Source organism: Candidatus Poribacteria bacterium, from assembly GCA_026706025.1.
Classification (GTDB): Bacteria; Poribacteria; WGA-4E; order WGA-4E; family WGA-3G; genus WGA-3G.
In genome coordinates this window covers 29,855-49,112 of the sequence record JAPOZO010000007.1, presented here as the reverse complement: position 1 = coordinate 49,112, position 19,258 = coordinate 29,855, and the positions used below count along the sequence as shown (strand labels likewise).

At 46.5% G+C, this 19,258-nt stretch carries 18 protein-coding genes; 11 read left to right on the top strand and 7 right to left on the bottom strand.

Annotation, left to right across the window (positions count from 1 at the left end; translation table 11 throughout):
• Positions 1–128 precede the first annotated feature (128 nt).
• Positions 129–2,120 carry a hypothetical protein gene (locus tag OXH00_01535; GenBank protein MCY3739681.1) on the bottom strand — a complete coding sequence of 664 codons (1,992 nt, stop codon included), beginning with the start codon at positions 2,118–2,120 and terminating at the stop codon, positions 129–131.
• Between the two features lie 46 nt (positions 2,121–2,166).
• Here OXH00_01535 and OXH00_01530 point away from each other — a divergent pair, with 46 nt between their 5' ends.
• Positions 2,167–2,388, top strand: a complete 222-nt coding sequence (locus OXH00_01530) for a hypothetical protein (protein ID MCY3739680.1) — start codon at positions 2,167–2,169, stop codon at positions 2,386–2,388.
• Positions 2,389–2,427: 39 nt separating this feature from the next.
• Here OXH00_01530 and OXH00_01525 read toward each other — a convergent pair whose 3' ends face one another.
• A complete protein-coding gene (locus tag OXH00_01525) occupies positions 2,428–3,120 on the bottom strand; it encodes a M50 family metallopeptidase (protein MCY3739679.1) in 693 nt (230 codons plus the stop codon).
• Positions 3,121–3,238: 118 nt separating this feature from the next.
• On the opposite strand from OXH00_01525, the gene aroC reads away from it, so the two are divergent.
• From aroC to OXH00_01480, 9 genes are all read left to right on the top strand, one after another.
• Entirely contained in the window at positions 3,239–4,324 is a 1,086-nt protein-coding gene (aroC, locus tag OXH00_01520; GenBank protein ID MCY3739678.1) for a chorismate synthase, read from the top strand.
• Positions 4,324–5,703, top strand: a complete 1,380-nt coding sequence (mgtE, locus tag OXH00_01515; GenBank protein ID MCY3739677.1) for a magnesium transporter — start codon at positions 4,324–4,326, stop codon at positions 5,701–5,703. The genes aroC and mgtE overlap by 1 nt, the downstream gene beginning before the upstream one ends.
• Before the next feature lie 23 nt (positions 5,704–5,726).
• Positions 5,727–6,197: a CHAD domain-containing protein gene (locus OXH00_01510; GenBank protein MCY3739676.1), complete on the top strand. Its 471-nt coding sequence runs from the start codon at positions 5,727–5,729 to the stop codon at positions 6,195–6,197.
• Positions 6,198–6,292: 95 nt separating this feature from the next.
• Complete coding sequence (locus OXH00_01505) at positions 6,293–6,826, top strand: CHAD domain-containing protein (GenBank protein MCY3739675.1); 534 nt, start codon at positions 6,293–6,295, stop codon at positions 6,824–6,826.
• 70 nt (positions 6,827–6,896) lie between these two features.
• On the top strand, positions 6,897–7,871 hold the full coding sequence (locus tag OXH00_01500; protein ID MCY3739674.1) for an ROK family glucokinase: 975 nt from the start codon (positions 6,897–6,899) through the stop codon (positions 7,869–7,871).
• A gap of 234 nt (positions 7,872–8,105) precedes the next feature.
• On the top strand, positions 8,106–9,785 hold the full coding sequence (locus tag OXH00_01495; protein ID MCY3739673.1) for a hypothetical protein: 1,680 nt from the start codon (positions 8,106–8,108) through the stop codon (positions 9,783–9,785).
• A gap of 45 nt (positions 9,786–9,830) precedes the next feature.
• A complete protein-coding gene (locus OXH00_01490; protein MCY3739672.1) occupies positions 9,831–10,991 on the top strand; it encodes an AAA family ATPase in 1,161 nt (386 codons plus the stop codon).
• A 24-nt stretch (positions 10,992–11,015) separates the two neighbouring features.
• Complete coding sequence (locus OXH00_01485; GenBank protein MCY3739671.1) at positions 11,016–11,843, top strand: DUF4435 domain-containing protein; 828 nt, start codon at positions 11,016–11,018, stop codon at positions 11,841–11,843.
• A 39-nt stretch (positions 11,844–11,882) separates the two neighbouring features.
• Positions 11,883–12,710 carry an NAD(P)-dependent oxidoreductase gene (locus OXH00_01480; GenBank protein ID MCY3739670.1) on the top strand — a complete coding sequence of 276 codons (828 nt, stop codon included), beginning with the start codon at positions 11,883–11,885 and terminating at the stop codon, positions 12,708–12,710.
• Positions 12,711–12,819: 109 nt separating this feature from the next.
• Here OXH00_01480 and OXH00_01475 read toward each other — a convergent pair whose 3' ends face one another.
• The 5 genes from OXH00_01475 to OXH00_01455 form a co-directional block, all read right to left on the bottom strand.
• Positions 12,820–13,725 carry a WG repeat-containing protein gene (locus OXH00_01475; protein MCY3739669.1) on the bottom strand — a complete coding sequence of 302 codons (906 nt, stop codon included), beginning with the start codon at positions 13,723–13,725 and terminating at the stop codon, positions 12,820–12,822.
• 297 nt (positions 13,726–14,022) lie between these two features.
• Positions 14,023–14,400, bottom strand: a complete 378-nt coding sequence (locus OXH00_01470; protein MCY3739668.1) for a hypothetical protein — start codon at positions 14,398–14,400, stop codon at positions 14,023–14,025.
• Between the two features lie 874 nt (positions 14,401–15,274).
• Complete coding sequence (locus OXH00_01465) at positions 15,275–16,345, bottom strand: hypothetical protein (GenBank protein ID MCY3739667.1); 1,071 nt, start codon at positions 16,343–16,345, stop codon at positions 15,275–15,277.
• Positions 16,346–17,113: a hypothetical protein gene (locus tag OXH00_01460; GenBank protein ID MCY3739666.1), complete on the bottom strand. Its 768-nt coding sequence runs from the start codon at positions 17,111–17,113 to the stop codon at positions 16,346–16,348.
• Positions 17,114–17,287: 174 nt separating this feature from the next.
• Positions 17,288–17,917, bottom strand: a complete 630-nt coding sequence (locus OXH00_01455) for an RNA polymerase sigma factor (protein ID MCY3739665.1) — start codon at positions 17,915–17,917, stop codon at positions 17,288–17,290.
• 227 nt (positions 17,918–18,144) lie between these two features.
• Here OXH00_01455 and OXH00_01450 point away from each other — a divergent pair, with 227 nt between their 5' ends.
• The gene (locus OXH00_01450) at positions 18,145–19,164 is read left to right on the top strand and encodes an Ldh family oxidoreductase (protein MCY3739664.1); all 1,020 of its coding nucleotides are present in this window, start codon (positions 18,145–18,147) and stop codon (positions 19,162–19,164) included.
• Positions 19,165–19,258 lie beyond the last annotated feature (94 nt).

The following is a 19,258-nucleotide window of genomic DNA, read 5'->3' as shown; positions in this document are numbered from 1 at the left end:
TGTATGTTCCTATAGATGATATGTTTTTGAAGCATGTTTTAAAATTAACACTCCGGTTCTGCACGAAAAGTTTAGCACCAATACATCTTGGATGTCAAACAATTTTTCGCGTTCCCTTGGAAATAGATTTACCAACTCAAATAGACCACGCGAAAATCGAAAATCAATCCCAGAATGCTTATTATGGATGCGACGATCACATCACCGATAACCAAGCCGATGAAAAACGGAATTGAACGCCTATATAATCGAACGCCCCCAGTCGAGAGCAGTATTCGCTTGACCGTCCAACTAATTAAGAGTGGAAACCAAAGCCCAGTAAAGGTCCACCAGCTTGAGACGACATACCCGACAGGATGTAGGGGCCACTGAATGAACCGCCATCGCAAGAGTAAGAGACTGACAGCAAAACCAAATCCACCGGCGGTGTAGAGCATACCGCTGATGCTCGTTTCGCTCGGATTATAGAGCCACCCTGCAAGCCTGTTGAAAGCGGCGCGGGCATACCACGAACGCGCCTGCTCTAAACCGACTTGGTAGGAGAGATGTAAATGTCCCCACGCAGCGGAGAGTGCCCCTACGAAAATAGCGATCGCCAATACCCAGAGCAATTGGGACGGATTGAAACGGGTTTGATGTGCGAGTTTCAACCCCTCCAACTGATGCGGCATCGGATGTGCACGGTAAGAGAGATGGTTTAGCCAAAAGAAGAGCGACATCACTGAAAGATTGCGACTGCCGATACGTCGCGTGCCGAGTGCATCTGTCAAGAGTAGGTCTGGCCCCGCATTGTAAAGGTCATGTGCGGGCGGACCGAGTTCAGCACGGATACGGGTAATCGTCACCGACATCGCGAAATAGAGGGCGAAAAATAAGGTCGCAAACCAGAGCGACATCCCTGCCTTGATGCAGAACGCCAGAATCAAGATAAATCCGATGATCACCGCAATCGCTGCTGTCCTATAACGCAACGCTTCACCGTCGTCATTCGTAGGGGGTTTTTGCTTGGGTGTTTCTTCAGGGTTTCCCTGCCCACGCGGACGAGGTAACCTCGCCCCTACGAAAACGGTTTGCAGCACGACCTTGACGTGTGCGCGTCCCATCCATAATGTCCAGAGAAATAGAGCCATCCATACACCCCGAATTTGCGCCATCTCTTTCGGAAATCCGATAGCTCCTCGCCACCCGAAGCTCTCACCAACAATCCTCTGAAAGTGCCAAAACAGATGAAAAAACCAGCAAGAGAATCCCAAATCGAGCGGTATTAGGAAACCGACACCGATAGCAAATGGGAAGAAACTGATACGGAAGCCGGGATTATTCATTGCACTCCACGGTTTATCAGGAAGCCGAAACCCACGATAGAGTGGAATTGTTGGAAAAACAGGGTCAATCTGGTGTAAACTATAGAGCAAGTTTAGGATAGCGGCGATGCTTAAACCGACAACCATCATCCGCCGATTAAAAAACAGATGCGGTGTGGTTCGGAGATTGCCCGTATTTAATGCTGCGCGCGTGATTTCATAAGGGAGTTGCGCAATTGGATAGGTAAGCCGCTCGTGCTCCTGCCACTGTTTGCGTAAAAGCACATTGAGGCAGAGCATTGTTACGCCGATGACGAGACAGAAACCGACCCAAAGCAGCGTCGGCAGCAGCCATGCGTGTATGTGTGCCTGAAGATAGAATGTGGATTCGCCTTCATAGAAACCGCGTAATACCTCTTGCTTCCCTACAACAAGCCATTCGGGGAGATGCTGATGAAAGAGTTGTGCCCATTCGTTTTCGGTTGTCGCGTACCAAAAGCCGTTGCCTATCAATGGTACCAAGACTTGTAACATATCGCGTCCAGCGAAAACGGAGGCTTGGCACAGCATCGCATAGATCGTTAACAATTCTGCCTGCGTAAACGCCAATGCTGGACGCAAACGCCGTAGTATCGCACCGATTCCAATAAGCAGAAGCAACGTAAACAACACATTGAACAGCAACGCCAAACTCGTGGGACGGTTGGAATCCCAGATATAACTGAGATGTAGTACCCAGTAACTATTAAATGGAATGAGGACGATGCCGATGAGCGTTGCGCGTAGGGTGATGGAGCTTTTTGAAGGGTGTCTCATATTAGCGAGAGTTGTAAGTTACACGCTTGGAAGGAGATAACAAGAAATGCTGACAATGGTGGTATTCGGTCTCGTCGTTATAATTATGATATGTGGGGGCATGTTACTCGCACGCTTGGGAACAGCTGCCAAATCCAAAGGTTCATGGATGTGGGGATGCTTCATTCTCATCGCACTTATCTGCCTTCCACTTTTTCTAATAGGTCTCGGCGTGTGGTTTCTCTACTTTAGCGGAATATCGTCGGGACAATTTAGCCCATTTGGTTAAAGAACAGACGCGTGGATGCTATTATAGTATTTTAGCAAATTAGAGATCTTCCTCAGTAGCAGTTGGTTGGGCATCCGTGGTAGGTTTACCTGCCAGATAGAGGAACCATAGTGTGAGACCGATTGCGATGAGTATCCACACCCCTCCCCAAACTTCAGTCGGAATACCTGTCTCCTCCGAGAGCATCCGTGCATCCGAACGCAGATGAGATCTGTCAAGGATATCACTCTTGATGTCAAGGATCGCGTAAAGGCAACTTGTCACGCCGATGACGCGTAGAATCCAATCGTTGACAACCTCTGGAAGAAAAAACCCGACCGCGAGCAACACGACCCCGAAGCCGATGCCGAACAGATAGGTAAATGTGCTTTCGCCGAAGCCGATAGAGATCGCCACCATACCCAAACCGATAAGAACGCTAATCGCCTTATCAAAATGCGTCCGCGCTGCCAAAAGCAGGATAAGTCCACCCCATAGTAAGCTGCCGAGGTAGCCTGCAGTCAATGTCCAGAACCGTGAACCGCCTTGCGTAAGCGCATGCCCACCCTGCTGTGGGTTAATCTGAATTTCGACGATCCTACCCCCAGTCACCATTGCGGCAAGCCCGTGGCTCACCTCATGCATGAACACAACGAAGATTTTCAGCGGGTACACAAACAGCGTATTCCACAGAAACACGATACCTATAAAAATCAGAAGCAGGGCAATATAGCGTTTAAAAAGTGATACCATAAGACTCTTAAATTCCTTGCATTTTAGGACAGCATCTGCTATAGTATATCACAAGATGTCTAAAATATACAATTCTAAAAGCAAAGGGCGCGCTTCCAAAGTGCCTATGTAATTAAAAATGAATACGTTCGGTCATCTTTTTCGGATTACGACTTGGGGCGAGTCGCATGGCGGTGCTGTTGGGGTTGTCATTGATGGATGTCCACCGCAAATTGAGGTAGATATCTCCACAATACAATTTGAACTCGACCGGCGAAAACCAGGACAAAGCCGTCTCACGACACAGCGTCAAGAAAGCGATACTGTTGAAATCCTTTCGGGTGTCTTTGAGGGAAAAACGCTCGGAACGCCTATCTCCATGCTGGTATGGAATAAAGACGCGCGTCCTTCAGCCTACGAACACCTCAAAGACCTTTATCGTCCCTCACATGCCGATTTCACGTATCAACAGAAGTACGGCATCCGAAACTGGCAAGGCGGCGGAAGAGCAAGTGCGCGAGAAACAATCGGTCGCGTCGCTGCGGGGGCAATCGCGAAGCAAATCTTGCGTGATAACGCTGAAACCGAAACGCTCGCTTATGTCAAACAGATTCATACACTCGCAGCTGAAGTAGATACGGACACAGTAACGCTTGAACAGATAGAAGAGAGTCCTGTGCGGTGTCCTGACCCGATTGCCAGCCCAAAAATGGCGGAACGCATTGATCAGGCACGACGCGACCGAGATTCTCTCGGTGGTATCATTGAGTCTGTTGTGCGTAACGTCCCTGTTGGACTCGGTGAACCGGTTTTCGACAAACTCAAGGCGGATTTGGCGAAAGCGATGATGTCCCTCCCCGCAACGATGGGTTTCCAAATCGGATCGGGCTTTGACAGCATCACGATGACGGGTTCCGAGCACAACGATGCTTTTTATCTGAAAAAAAACGACGCGGGAGAACAGATTCGGACCCGTACAAACAATTCCGGTGGCACACAAGGCGGTATTTCAAACGGCGAAAATATTGTCTTCCAAGTTGCGTTCAAACCGACGGCAACTATCGGCAAGCCACAACAGACGGTTGATATAGACGGAAACGAGGTAACGTTGGAGGCAAGCGGACGACACGATCCGTGTGTATTAGTGCGGGCACCTGCGATTGTGGAGGCGATGGCGGCACTTGTCCTCACAGATCACCTGCTCCGCCAACGTGCGAAATCTTAATGCAGGGGCAAACAATTATAACCACACACGATGTCGATGAACTGTTTATTTCTACGATTGTTCGGTTGATTCAACGGCGCGCTTTCCCGAACCTTCGGAATATCATCGCCAAAACACATTCAGCCGACATCGCTCGCTGGTTTCCACGGCTTCGCACGGAAGCGAAAAGCAGCCTTTCCAAGATCCTGGTTGAAGAAAAACGGATGGGAGAGGTGCTGCGGGACCTGAACAGTGCGGATATCAGCGAATTTGTTGAAGAAACAGAGCCATCTGTTGTCGCAACCATTTTGCACACAATGCCTGCTGATGATGTAACGCGGATTCTCTCTGACCTGCCTGAAGAGAAAAAGGCAGTGCTGCTTGAGCACATTGAGGGCGCGACTTCCGCGGATGTTGAACGCCTGCTCGAATATGAGGAAAAAACCGCAGGGTCCATCATGACACCGAACTTCTTCGCATTGCCCGAAGAGACAACAGCCGCTGCAGCCACAGAACGTATCCGTGAACTCGCTGACGTTGAGATGGTTTTTTACGTCTATGTTGTTGATGAAGAAAATAAACTGAAAGGGGTAATATCGTTACGCCAATTGGTGGCAACAAAGCCTGACACGCCTCTCAAAGATTTGATGACTTCGCATCTTTACACCGTTCACACGGATATGCTACAGGAGGCGGTGGCGCGTGCGGTGGCACGCTACAATTTGCTCGCTATTCCGGTCATCAACAGTATTGGGCAGCTGGTGGGTATTGTTACGATTGACGACGTTGTCGATGTCATTCGAGAAGAAAATACGGAAGATATGTTGAAGATGGCAGGCACCGGAGCAGTGGACATCACCTCCCGTTCTATCTTCCGTAACACACGAGCGCGGTTGCCGTGGCTGTTGGCAAGTTTCGCGGGCGGACTGCTCGCTGTCTATGTCATCGGGATCTTTGAATCCCAATTGAAAGAGATCGCCGCTTTGGCTGCGTTTATTCCAATCATCATGGGGATGGGGGGTAATATCGGCACGCAATCCTCTACAATCATCGTCCGCAGTATCGCCATCGGGGAAATTAGCATTAAGGACACTTGGCGGGTATTGTGGCGTGAATTCAGCACAGGTGCTTTACTTGGAACGGCTTATGGGCTACTGCTTGGCGGTTTCGCAAGCCTTGTCCCTCACTTCCGAGAACATGCTTGGAAACTACCGCTTGTTGTCGCACTCGCTATTTTTGTGAATATGATCATTGCGGCAACTGTCGGCACACTGATACCAATGATTTTCAGGCGGATTCATGTTGATCCGGCAGTCGCAACGGGACCGTTCGTTACAACTGCGATTGATGTCGCCGGTATTTTCACCTATTTTTTGTTGGCAAAGACTCTCCTTTTTTAGTAGATTAGGGGAAAAATACGACAATGGAAACCACAGCACCGAAAATTAGAGGGATCTCACCTGACGAAACGCTGGAGGCCTGCGCGAGGCAGATCATCGTTAACTATTTTCATCAAATGATGTCCTATAAAGAAGGTGCCAAGGCGGGTAACGATATTGAATTTGTCCACGAGATGCGAGTTACCTCGCGTCGTTTGCGCACCGCAATGGACAATTTTCTTGACTGTTTTCCTGAGAAGGCATTTAATAAACACTACAAAAAGGTAAAATCGATAACTCGAACGTTAGGAGCTGTACGTGATTTGGATGTCCTCATCGCCCGGTTTGAAAAAGAATTAGACACTTTATCTGAAGCCGAACAAGCAGATATCCGTAGGTTAATAGAACATCTACAGCGGGAACGCGAGGACACTCGAAAACCGATGCTAAAACTCTTCGCGAAACTTGAAGAGGCGGGCTTTGAGACGGAATTTCTAAAATTCTTCAGCAGATGATTGGCTATCGGTTATCAGCGGTTAGTAAGAGGTTTTCGTGGAAGGACAAACCTTTGTAAATGCCAAATGCACTACCGACTGTTAGGAGAACAGAAATGGCGAAAGCGCATAAAATTACCGGTGTTAAGCCGCTGCGCAGCTATCGCGAAAACGCACGTATTATTCTTCCGCAGAAGGTTGAAGAGGTCTACACGTGGGAACCGTTTATTCACGACGCAGCGAGGCGTGAAGAACTCCATAATATGCGAATTTCGATTAAACGTCTTCGGTATACCATGGAACTCTTTCGTTTAGTTTACGGGCCTCCGAAAATGCATTCCGGAGAAGTTACTATGGCAGATAACAAACGTTTTACTGAATTTCTCAAGGTGATTGTTGATCTGCAAGAAATACTCGGCGATATCCACGACTGTGATGTCGTCTTAGAGATTCTAACCGATTATGGGACACAATCAGAGCAGGGGACTGTAACACCCGGTATTGCTAAACTCATTACTCAGGCAAGAGAGACCCGAAACGCGGATTACAAAACATTTTTGGAAAAATGGGAACAACTATCAGCAGCAAACTTCAAACACCAACTGTTATCCTTTTTCGGTGCCGCTCGTAAACCGAAAACCTGCTATTAAAAAGTTGGCATCATAATCAAGTCAACCGCAAAAAGACACGTGGAACACGTGCCGACAGGAGATAATCGCAATGCGTAGTAACGTTGTCGGTGTCGATATGGGGGGCACCAAGATTCTGTCCGCTGTCATTGACGCTGAAGGCAATATTTTAAGTACAGCCAAAGTTCCAACGAAAGCGGACGAAGGCACATCTGTTGTTATCGATCGGATCGCCGACGCTATCCAAAAGGCTATTGGCAAATCAGGCGTTAACGAAGCGTCAATTGAAGCCGTCGGGATTGGCGCGCCGGGACCGCTTGATCCAGAGACAGGCGTTGTCATTTTCGCGCCGAACCTCGGTTGGCGAGACGTTCCACTGAAGGCAGAACTTGAAGCACGCATCGGCATTCCGACGTTCGTTGATAACGATGTGAACGTTGGAACACTCGGCGAACACGTGTTCGGGGCTGGACAAGGGGTAGAAAACGTCGTCGGGATTTTTGTAGGCACTGGCATCGGTGGCGGTATCATCCTGCAAGGCGAATTGTTCCATGGTGCAAGCAAGACAGCTGGCGAAATCGGGCATATCGTCGTCAAAGCCGGTGGACCGAAATGCGGATGCGGCACGCGTGGCTGTCTGGAAGCACTCGCAAGCCGAACCGCCATGACCAAACAGTTCCAGAACGCAATTCTAAAAAAAGGAAAGAAAAGTGTGCTCTCCAAACTCACCGATGGCGACTTGAGTGCCATTCGGAGTGGCGTTTTAGCAAAGGCGATTCGCGCAAACGATAAATTAACCCTGAAAGTTTTCAAAAAAGTGACGAAATACCTCGGCATCGGCATCGGTTCCATCGTGAATTTCTTAAATCCAGAGATGATTGTGTTAGGTGGTGGCGTTGTTGAAGCACTCGACGATACGTTCTTGGACGATATCCGTGCAGCGGCGGAAAAATACGCGCTCCCGAATACGTTAGACGGGGTCCAGATTGTGCAAGCGAAACTCGGTGACAATTCAGGTATTCTCGGTGCAGCAGCACTGGCACGACAGCGATCAGGAACAGGATAGGGTAACCGAGACGCGGCGGCATCGTTACTTTTGTATAGCAAGTTTTGGCTTGCAAGCTACGCCACATCTCTATAGCAAGTTTTGGCTTGCAAGCTACGCCACATCTCTATAGCAAGTTTTGGCTTGCAAGCTACGCCACATCTCTATAGCAAGTTTTGGCTTGCAAGCTACGCCACATCTCTATAGCAAGTTTTGGCTTGCAAGCTACGCCAAAATTGAGGGAGGATGCATCCCATGTTAGTTGATGATAATAGAGAAGAACATCGGATGATGATTTTCGGTAACGATAGCAGTCTTGTCCAAGATCGGTTAATCGTCGAAAATGACGCAGCGCGCGATGGAATCCTTGCACAGAAGGTCCATGTGGATTCTTATACCGTCACGTTGTATGTGTTACTGAAGGATTATGGTCTCACCCCGGTCTTTCGCATCAAGCCGCGCATCCGCTTCCATCGTTCTAACTACGATAACCTCTCTTCAAGCGCACCAATCCGGTATAGTCTCGACGACATCATCCATTTCGCTGAGCTGAAACGTGGTGTTGACTTGACGGAAAAGATTGATGATGTGAAACTCGCAGAGATCCTCGGGGACGCGCCTGCGCTCAAGGATGTTGCAGATGATCCAGCATTGCAACTCGTTTCACAACGCGATGTCTCCCTCCGGAACCCGCCCTTCAAAACCAAAACCAAGGTCTTTGGCAAAAGCGAAGATGAAGGCGTGGAAGAAGGTGGTATCCCGATTGGAACGTTCCTTGATGCCCTCAACCAACCACAGCGTACGGAGCAAATTTTCAAGCAATTCGCACGGGGCAGCGAGTTCGCACGCGATTTGCGAGAGGCGTTATCACCTTACGAAGATTTTGAATTTCAATTCGGGCTTTATTCGCGATATGAACGGCGAGATTGCGTCTTGGCGAGTGGTGATGCTGAAACCAGTGGGAACTACCGCGCAACCTTTGATCCTTGGACTGCCCTCGGTTATATCCGTACTGCTGGTGATATGCAGCAGTTCCAAATTTTGATGCATGAACGCGGGACACGATGGGAACATAAGATTATGTTGGAACAGATGGATGCGCCAACCCGTGAACGCCTCGCTACAGAAATCCCAGGGCTTCGTCGCGAGTATCTAATTGGGCGCGTCTTATCCAAAAGTCAAACCGCCTTGACCCGATTAGCCGAACTTCGCCAATCCCAGCTGAACCTCACAACCGATTTACAGACCGGATATACACTGCGGTTAGAGATACCGGTTCCTAAAAAACGGTTCCCTGTGATAGAACACCGTCGAAAATTGCGGGAAACTTTCAATGGCGGTGGTGCCTATCGTCTGCATCCGCTGAACGGCGAATTTGTTGAGAGACACCATAACATGGCAAAGGGTATCCGAAACGGCATTATCTGGACCTTGGATTCTGTTGAACTACTCACGGGGCAGCTACCGTTAGAGGTACAAGATGAAGGTTTCCTTATTATCAAAACGCCGCATCAGAACAGATTTGTGGTGCGTTCTGCCGAAGAACTCCGTGAACGTCTGCCGAAAAACGGTTTTGAGAAGTGTTGGAACGAAAATGTTGATGTCGGTGGTTATACGGTGCTCAGCCAAATGAGTGGCAGAGTCTATGCCATCAGTTACGGACGCAGAAATACAGGAAGCATTCATGAAGGGAACATTACCCAAGAGGATGTTGCACATTATCTTTCAATTGAATACTTGGGAGTAGAACCGTCGCGTAACGACACTTCGCATTTCCAGATACCAGCACACGCACAGCGCAGCTTCTTTGACAAACTTTTTAATCGGCAGCCGACACCACCACTCTTTAACCATCTGATTAAAACCGAGGCACAAGTTATCTCGGAAATGAAAATCCTTGCGCAGCATTGTAAAGAAAAACTGGAGATTCCATAGGCGTTCAGATCTTACGTTGGAAACTATCTCTGTGAGGTAAAATAGATGATACAATATCTTAAAGTTAAGGGACTCAATAAGCGGCTTGATGGTGAATTTGAGTTTAATGAAGACCTAAATATTTTTACTGGCGCAAATGGCTCAGGTAAGACGACTTTACTGAAACTGATATGGTATCTCATTAGTGGGAATCTTAATCAAATCCTTGCTCAAATTCCGCTTCATTCCATTGCAATTCAAACGGATATGTTCGCTTTGAGCATGGAACGCGTTAGGCCCGACGAAATTATATGTGGTTACAGATTCGGTAAAGAAGATAACGTGTACGAACCTATTGCCATAGATGAAGAAACCGAAAGGGTCAACTCGACAGATATGGATAGAGTGAATTCGCTTGAAAAACGGATTGCTCAAACGACCAAACGGAGTCTATTCTTCCCAACTTTTAGAAGAATGGAAGGCGGTTTTTCGAGAATTAGGACAGATGCCGACGACTCAACGATGAGGTTTCGCGCCGCCGCTCCGGAAATGCTTCAAGTTTCAATGTCGAGATTATCTGGTGAGGTGTCAATCAACGGACACAAGTTCATTGCTTCAATTTCAACAGCGGATCTCGGTGAACTGCTCACACAGAAATACGCCGATATTTATGAAGATATCACCACCCGTCAGTCGCAGGTATTAGAAAACATTTCAAAAGAGATACAAAACAATCCAGATAAGGATAAAGTTTCTGGGATTCCTCAAGATTCCTCGGCTATTCTGAATGCTATTGAAAAAGTTAATGAGGAACGAGAACGGTTGAGCAAACCATTTTCTGTGTTATCTGAGTTGTCTCGGAAGATTCTACGGTATGACGCGATACATGTTCCCGGGCAAACTATTCGTGGAGAAATGACCGACGGAGTTACTTTGATAGAAGGAAGAGATGGAATTACTGTTGGCGAAGCAAAAGATGCTATATCTTCTGACAAACTCTCTTCTGGTGAAAAGCAGATGTTCAGTTTTCTGTGTTACAACGCCTTTCGCCAAGATACAGCGATCTTCATTGATGAACCGGAGTTAAGCCTGCACATTGATTGGCAAAGGCTGCTTCTACCAACGCTCCTTGATCAAAGTACTGGTAACCAGTTTTTCATTGCAACACATTCACCTTTTATTTTTACTGGATATCGGCATAAAGAGATTCCACTGGAAAGTAATTGAGCAAATAAAGAAAGAGATATCTGAATGTCATTGCCCGATCCTACTTTAGAGAATTTAGTTGATGCTCTGCGTCTTTCTAACAAGCCAAACATTGTTGTTGAAGGTCAAGATGATGAAATCATCTATGGAACATTAGTGAAGCGTTTAGGAAGATTTGATGTCGGTTTTTTCAGTGCCGGTTCCAAAGATACTCTACTTCATCTTTATGAGGAACTTGCTGAATATGAAAATGCGGGGGACTTCAGGCATGTCCCTGTCGCTTTTATTGCTGACCGTGATATGTGGTTGTTCAGGGGCATTCCAGATCAATATGACGACATTATTTGGACAGAAGGTTATAGCATTGAGAACGATTTGTATTCATACGTCAAGTTAAGGGATCGAATAGGAAATGAGGCAGAATACGATCAAATCTTAGACGCAATTAGCATGTGGTTTGCCCATAAAGTGGAAGAATATTTAGAGAAGAACCCACGAGAAAAAACCTTTGAATCTATTCGAGATGAGGAACATGTGGATGTGGCATATCATTTAAATCGGGTTGTTCCACCTGAAAAGACTACTCTGGCACCTGATTTGGAGTTCCTGCCTTCAAACCATGAAAGGGTTAGGGAGGTCAGGAGCACATATCATCTTCAACTCCGCGGAAAACTTCTTTTTCAGTTACTCGTCCGCTTTTTAAATAAACCCAAGCAGGGCTTTCGGGACGCTACAGTTAGCTACCATGGTCTGTACAACGATGCAATTACGGTTCCTGAGTCAGATTTACTATTTTCTCGTTTAGAAGATGAAGTAAGAGAAAAACTGAACGAGCAACAACAAAAAATCACATCACAAATATCAACTTCCTGATAACACCTCCAAAAGAACAACAGATGGAGACACTTGAAAATGCCAAACCGTAGAAAAGTTCTTATCACCGGAGCCTCAGGCTATGTTGCCGGACGGATGCTCCCAGAGTTTCGTGAACGTTATGAACTCATACTCTTAGACGTGAGAACCACCAATCGGCAGGGCGAAGAGGTCGAAGGGATCCAAATCGCTGAACTCACTGACCCGGTCAGAGATGCATACAGACACCATTTTGAAGGCGTTGACGCAGTCGTCCATTGTGCCTTCAAAGGTGGCAATTTTGAAAACGAACTCGCCAACGTTCAGATGGCATACAATCTCTATCAAACCTGTGTTGAAACCGATGTCCGACGCGTCGTTGTCTGCAGTTCTAATCACGCCGCTGACTACTATGAACGGCTCATCTGGGCAGATAAGTGGGACGTGGTAACACCAGAGATGCGTCCACTCTCCGATAACTTCTACGGCTGGGCAAAAGAGGCTTACGAACATCTCGGCTTTGTCTTTGCGACTGGACATGTTGACGGTAAGAAACTTCAGAACGTCCAATTACGGATCGGAGGACCACGGGAGACAGATATGGCGAATTCCTCAGCGGACGATTTGAAGGCGATGCGCCGCGGACTCGGTGCATACTTGAGCGTCCGAGATCAGGTGCAACTCTTCGTCAAAAGCATTGAGACAGAGAACATAGAGGACGAAAACGGTATTCCGTTCCAGATATTCTACGGTATCAGCGATAATTCGCATAAGTTCTGGAGTATTGCCAACGCCCGGAAAGTGATAGGTTATGCGCCAGAAGACGACAGTCAACTCCGTTTTGCTGAGCGGTTAGCAGAATTGTTAGAGCAAGCAAAAGAGACGTAGTAAAACGGTTTTAATGTCCATCCGAAGAAAAAGCCTCCGGATGTATAAATCAAAATGGAGACTTTTGAGGTATCGGTTCAAGAGACTGATTACTCTATGGACGGCTCCTTCAGTTAAGCACTTCCAGTACCAGTGCCAACCCATCTGAAAAGTTATGCGCCTCCAGATACTTGGGTTCAATCATCCACTCTCCCGTTTTATCAATGTATCCCCACCGTTCTTTAACGCGAGCAGCTGCAAGGCCTTCAGAGAATCTATAAGCTTCTTTAAACTGCGGCTCAACGACGACACGCCCCATTTTATCAGCAAACCCATATTTTCCATCTATTTTTACGTTAATCAATCCTTCAGAAAAGTAGGGGTAATAGGAAGCATAATCAAAATCAAATTTCACGGCTACGTCTCCCATCATATCAATGAAGACGTGTTCACCCGTTTCTATTTCGACATGAGCGAGTCCTTCGGAGAAGTCGTCTACCTCTCTAAATTGAGGTGGGATGACTATCGCCCCGGTTTTATCAATATATCCTTCACCTGTGCATTCCCAATCAGCAGTGTAACCGCGGCTGTTCATCTCATCTTCTCGACAGACCCCCGCGACAGCCAACCCATCACAAAAGGGAGCCCAGCAATCGTAATAAGACGGTGGAATAAGTTCCCATGCTCCCGTGTGGTTAATATAACCTTTTTGTGTGTTGGTTCGTACATAGGCAAGTCCGTCAGAAAAGTCGTTTACCTCCTCAAACGTCGGAGGTATTACTGTTGTAGCGGACTTGTCAATGTAACCATACTTTCCATTTATGAAAACAGCGGCGATCCCTTCTGAAAATCCGAGTGCCCACTCAAATTGCGGCGGGATGGCAAAATGTCCGTTTTTGTCAATAAATCCGTATTTCCCTTCAATTTCCACAGTCGCTAATCCATCGGTATAATCGTAGCAACGGTCAAACTGGGGAGGGATGACAAAATGCCCACTTTTATCAATGTAACCAAATTTGGAACCAAGTATTGGCATTTTTAATACTCATCTTATGAGTTAAGCGGGTTTCTGTATTACTTTTGATCCATGGAAACCCGCTTTTTGAATATGAAATGAATTACTCAGGAAGAGTTACCGTGAGCAGCCCACTATTAATCAGTTTTGCTGACCGATTGGCGGATCAGTATATTTAGCGTTATAATAATCCCACCGAGCATCCACATCTTCATCAGTGCCAAAAAAGGTATAGTCCCGATATTGATTTGCCTTCCGAAAATTGCGGTGTAGAATACCACTTGCTTTGGAATTTTAGGGAACATAGCGCATTTTTTCTTAGTCTTTGATGCGGCTGTTAATTTCAGCAAGAACATAAGCCTCAATTTCAGGTGTGCTAAATCGCCCTGGTAAAAGTTCCAGAACCGGATCTCGGATGGGTTTCGGGAGTGCGGCAACACGATCGAAGATTTCAGACAATCGCCGTTCACGTGCAGCCTTTGCAGTGTGTAAAGTTTCTTTTTTTTCAAGTAGTTCTGCCGTCTTTGTTCCAAAGAGGAGTTGAGCTGCTTCCTTAGCTTTCTCACGGGCTGTTTGTATGAGTTGATCCAGTTCACCCTGGGTCATTTGATAGACTCTTTGACCATCTTCCGAAGTGAGTATCTTGATGCTGGGTGCGGTTGTTTGTATGAATTGATCCAGTCCACCTTGGGTCATTTGATAGGGGCTCTCACCGTCTTCAGAGGTGGATGTCTCGGTCCTAGCGCGGGCGTTGGTGTGGAGGGTCTTAAGAGCAGAAATCCCCCGATGCTGAGAACAACGAGTATAGCGAGTGTCCAATACCAATTTCTTATGATGAACATAGTAAATCTCCAATCGCTTCTAATTTTGTACATTGATTTTCAAGGGCAAAAGGAACAGATAATTTCCATCAAAGCGTTTTGTGTTCTTGGCAGTCCATCCTTTTGCTTGCAATGATAGCAGCCAATGCTTCGACTTATAAAAGTTACCCTACAATCAATTTTGTAACACAAAATTGATCACCCTCAATTCCATGAGTTTACTCTATTTTTGGATTTTGTCAAGTTAAAGACGAAAAATTAACAAAACTGGGATTTCTCAAAAGCACTCAGAAGCCACTACCTATCAACGTTCTCTCAATACGCGGTTATGAAAATGCTAAAAATGCTCATTGATAGACCTACATTAATAGACCTACATTATATGAAAAAAGCACCTTGTTTTCAAAACAAAATAGAATATGAAATCGTCCATTAAATGGGTTTTTTATAGGTATTTCGTATTGATGTTATTAGGTTTAGAGGAATTAGAAAACTTTCACTCATGTAAAATATGTGTGCGTTTGTTTTCACGAAGTCAATGGTCATAGGGGTAAAAAGTTTCATTTGCACTTATTTTTTATATGGGTTTCCGAGCAATTGTGAGAAATATCAGTTGACTTTAACGTCCTATCCAAACAACAAAGAAAGCCGCCATGTGTGTAAATCACAGAGGCGGCTTTTGAAACATCCGTTGAAGAAAAGTTACTCTCCCAAGAACTGGTACTTCAGCATTGTCAACTTGTGTTCGCCTATTGCAAGTCTTTTACAACGTTGTTTGCAATCTCCTCACCCCAGTTTTGGGAAAGTGTCTCCCTAATAATAGAGAGTTTCTGATCTCGGTTTCCGTGGGTATCCTCTACCAAAAACCTTTCAACACGCTCGGTGATGTCGGCTTGCATTTGCTGTTTACGTGCTTGAAGCATCTGCTGTGATTCTTCAGTTGGAAAGAATTCTTCAAACTCCGTCTCGGTAAGGTACGGTGTCAGGATAACATCTAGATACTGCCCGTCAATGTCTGCCGACCATATGGATACCTGCAAGGTGATCGTTTCGCGGAAGATACCGGGTGTGAATGTTTCTGATTCGATTACCGTGATATCTGGGTCTTCGGAAACCTCCTGTTGCTGCGTAAAGACGTCTTTTGGATTGTCATTGGCAACGTCTGAGTTTTCGACGGGTTCTACGGAAGAACTTGGTGAGGAAAAAAAGCCCTCGGATTGCCCACCAATTTCAGCGTTTTCATAAAGGCTTTCTATCGGAACAAAAGTGCCATTTACGTTTATTGCCCTGACATCGCCGTATTCATCAAAGATCGCTTGGCTCTCAAGGAATTCCTTTGCTTTCTGAAGAAAAGCTGCAGCCCTTTTTCGATCCACTGCGAATTTCGTTTGCCATGCCTCTTGTTTTATTTCTCGTGTTTCTTCATCTTGCCATTTCGCGATGAGATTTTGGTATAAGGCGAGTTTTACGCGCCGCCTTTCTCGTTCTTGCTGCTGAATTTTTAAGGCGCGCTGCCTTTCTTCCTTGAGCGTGAAAATATCATCGTCTGGTAAAAAAGCAAGTGCTTCCAAAAATTCAGTTGCCGCTTGCTCCTTTTCTTCGGGTAACGCTGCTGCTAATTGCGCGTCGTTTTTGAAGAGAAGGTTGTTTTTTTGAAGGTCGCGCAGCGTCAAAGGAGGTTGATGCGTCATTTTCGGCATCCGCGCGTGCTGCGTCTGCCGCATTTTTGACAGGTATAGAAGTGCAGAGGAACATGTCATTATCACCACAACGACTGCAAGGATGAAATAACGCTTTCGATATAGGCACTGATTTAACATTTATCCATCTCCTTCTTGCTCTGCTTTCAATTCGAGGTATTTAGCTTCTGCCTCTCGATACTTTTGTTCCGCTATGGCCTTCTCTGCTTCTTTCGCTTCGATTTCAGCGAGTTTGGCTGATTTCTCACCCTCAAGCCTGCCGACCTGTTTGTAAGCCTTGTCGGCCAGTTCCTCAGCTCGCCTTTCCTCATCTCGAAGGTACGGTAATTGTCTTGCGGCCCTTCTCATGGCACTTCGGGTGCGATTCCGCTCCGCTCTTGCGGATTCAAGCTCGGATCGTGCCATCGCTAAATCGGCTTGCAAATCTGATATTTTCTGCCTCCAATAATCGGATTGACTCCCAGAGCTCGGATTATCAGAATCCAAATTGAAAAGCATATCTCTGGAATACTGGAGATCTGCCTCTAAGCCTGCTATGTGTGACTCGGTAGCATCTACCCGATTACCGGCTGCCTCGTAAGCGTCAAATGCAGCGTTAAATTCATCTTCAGCGTCTTCTAAATTGCTCGTAGCGGTTGCCCAAAGTTCTGCGAAAGGTGTAAAAACGGATTTCGCTGCACTCAGATCTACTTCTATCTCATCTAATTCTCTCTTAAGGTCTTGAATGATGCTCTCAATTCCTTGGATACCCGATTGGGCTTCATTCATAGCCCGGAGCGCATCTGTTATCGCTTTTGCTCTATTTGGATTCTGTGCTATTGTAAATGTGACAACACACATTGCCACGACAAAAACCGTGATTGGTACGCAGTATTTGCGTAAAAACATATCCTCTTCTCCTAATAATTATATAAGGTTTAGAAATTGATATCAAGAATAAATTTTGACATTTGTGTTATCACACGCTTCGCACGCCTTTCAAGGGCAGAACGGGAAATACCGAATTAATAACAGCGACTCTACACAAACAAACCAGCGGTGCTACTCCAGAAAAAGTAAATGCTATTTACCCTTCCCCTTGTTAAACTCTGAGAAATCCAAGTCTCGGCCTTCAGCATTTGCTTCTTCCCAAGCTGCTGCCCAGGCTTTGAGTTTTTGCTTTGCACGAGACAACCGATTCCTCACGGAGGACATAGAGACTTCGCATATTTCAGCAATCTCTTCATAACTCTTGTTTTGGAGTTGCAGGCGAAATATCTTCTGCTCTAATTCAGGCAGTTGCGCGATCGCCGCAAAGAGATTTATATATCGACCCTCGTTCAACGCGTCCGTTTCCGCTAATTGGTATGCGTTGGCAGCTGCGCTTTCCATATCAGTCCCGGAAACCTCAGCAAAAGATTCCATCTGGATACGTTTCTGGTTTTTTCTATGCCATCCGGCAACCAGTTGATCAGCAATGCGGAACATCCAATTCAAAACCTTCTCGGGTTCCCTCAACGTTTGTAGATGTTGCTTCACTTTGAGGAACGTGTCCTGGGTTAGCTCCTCCGCATAGTGCCAGTCGCCTATTTTACTTGCGATAAATTCACAGATACGGTGCTTGTATAGCGCATTGAGTTCTGCAAGAGCAGTCTCGTCTCCAGATAGGATCCTGTGAACAAGTCTTGCATCTCGCCTTTGCTCATCGGTCACCTGACATGAATGAAGTCCTCCAATTGAAAGCAGTATAAGATAAACCTCAAAGTAAAAATGAGGAGTTTTTGTGATTTCACAAGATTTCACAAGATTTCATAAGATTTCATAAGACATGAATGCGGATTTCGTCGGAAAATCTCACAACGGGCAAATTTTTTTTGTTTCCGCTTGACAACACCGACGAAGACTTGTAAAATAGCGGGACCTCATACAAGGAGCCTGCGATGCCGAACTTTACAGCAGAAGAACTCACTGCTATTTGCCTCAACGTCTTCCAAAAATTAAATATATCTGAAGCGGAAGCGGAAATCGTAACCCGTTCTATGGTGGATGCCAACCGCGTCGGACACGATTCACACGGCGTTATTCATCTCGCAAAATATGTACGCGAACTGGAGGCAGGATTAATTCAACCGGGTGCTCTAACAGAGACCTTACACGAATCCGCGTCGATTGCGGTGTTAGATGGGAACTGGGGGTTCGGTCCCGTGATTGCGACGCGCGCTGTTGAATTGGCGATTGCAAAGGCAAAACAGACGGACATCAGTTCCGTTGCTGTCTCACGGTGTAATGAGGTCGGTCGATTGGGTGGATATGCATGCCTTGCAGTAGATGCGGAAATGATTGCACTACTGATGGCAAATGACCACGGCGGTGGCACGTGTGTTGCACCGCACGGCGGCGTTGAGGGCAGACTCTCTACCAATCCGATCGCGTGTGCTGTGCCGATTGAAGGGCAAGATCCGATTGTATTGGATATGTCTACGAGTGTTGTTGCATCGGGGAAGATTCGGGTTAGACAGCATCAGGACGAGGTGCTTCCACACGGCTGGTTGATTGACGCAGAAGGTGAGTCAACGACAAATGCGGACGACTTCTACAGCACGCCACCTGCTGCTTTATTACCGTTCGGCGGGATTGCTGCCCACAAAGGATTTGGTCTAAGCGTAATTGTTGATATTCTGGCAGGCACACTCACAGGTGCTGGGTGTAGCCAAGGTGCGGATGCCCGCGTCGGTAATGGGTTGTTTGTGCTTGCAATCAACGTTGCGAGTTTTAGAGGGTTTCCGGGGTTCAGTGCCGAGATAGAGCGTTTTATAGCGTATCTCAAATCAGCGAAACGCGCTGCTGGTGTTGACGCAATTCGGATGCCGGGGGAACGCAGTTGGAAGGAACAACGCAAACGGGAACGGGAAGGTATTCCGATAGAGGCAGAAACATGGGCACAAATTCAGGCTCTGTAAATTAAATTAACGTGAGTTTAATTCAGTGGTTCTCTTTTGTATACTAAAACCGTAGCCCGTAATGTAATGGAGGGCGGATTTCGAGAAAGGCACG

Excerpts from the sequence above, each read along its gene's own strand:
- OXH00_01535 (MCY3739681.1), bottom strand. The coding sequence starts at position 2,120 with ATGAGACACCCTTCAAAAAGCTCCATCACCCTACGCGCAACGCTCATC.
- OXH00_01530 (MCY3739680.1), top strand. The coding sequence starts at position 2,167 with ATGCTGACAATGGTGGTATTCGGTCTCGTCGTTATAATTATGATATGT.
- OXH00_01525 (MCY3739679.1), bottom strand. The coding sequence starts at position 3,120 with ATGGTATCACTTTTTAAACGCTATATTGCCCTGCTTCTGATTTTTATA.
- aroC (MCY3739678.1), top strand. The coding sequence starts at position 3,239 with ATGAATACGTTCGGTCATCTTTTTCGGATTACGACTTGGGGCGAGTCG.
- mgtE (MCY3739677.1), top strand. The coding sequence starts at position 4,324 with ATGCAGGGGCAAACAATTATAACCACACACGATGTCGATGAACTGTTT.
- OXH00_01510 (MCY3739676.1), top strand. The coding sequence starts at position 5,727 with ATGGAAACCACAGCACCGAAAATTAGAGGGATCTCACCTGACGAAACG.
- OXH00_01505 (MCY3739675.1), top strand. The coding sequence starts at position 6,293 with ATGGCGAAAGCGCATAAAATTACCGGTGTTAAGCCGCTGCGCAGCTAT.
- OXH00_01500 (MCY3739674.1), top strand. The coding sequence starts at position 6,897 with ATGCGTAGTAACGTTGTCGGTGTCGATATGGGGGGCACCAAGATTCTG.
- OXH00_01495 (MCY3739673.1), top strand. The coding sequence starts at position 8,106 with ATGTTAGTTGATGATAATAGAGAAGAACATCGGATGATGATTTTCGGT.
- OXH00_01490 (MCY3739672.1), top strand. The coding sequence starts at position 9,831 with ATGATACAATATCTTAAAGTTAAGGGACTCAATAAGCGGCTTGATGGT.
- OXH00_01485 (MCY3739671.1), top strand. The coding sequence starts at position 11,016 with ATGTCATTGCCCGATCCTACTTTAGAGAATTTAGTTGATGCTCTGCGT.
- OXH00_01480 (MCY3739670.1), top strand. The coding sequence starts at position 11,883 with ATGCCAAACCGTAGAAAAGTTCTTATCACCGGAGCCTCAGGCTATGTT.
- OXH00_01475 (MCY3739669.1), bottom strand. The coding sequence starts at position 13,725 with ATGCCAATACTTGGTTCCAAATTTGGTTACATTGATAAAAGTGGGCAT.
- OXH00_01470 (MCY3739668.1), bottom strand. The coding sequence starts at position 14,400 with ATGACCCAAGGTGGACTGGATCAATTCATACAAACAACCGCACCCAGC.
- OXH00_01465 (MCY3739667.1), bottom strand. The coding sequence starts at position 16,345 with ATGTTAAATCAGTGCCTATATCGAAAGCGTTATTTCATCCTTGCAGTC.
- OXH00_01460 (MCY3739666.1), bottom strand. The coding sequence starts at position 17,113 with ATGTTTTTACGCAAATACTGCGTACCAATCACGGTTTTTGTCGTGGCA.
- OXH00_01450 (MCY3739664.1), top strand. The coding sequence starts at position 18,145 with ATGCCGAACTTTACAGCAGAAGAACTCACTGCTATTTGCCTCAACGTC.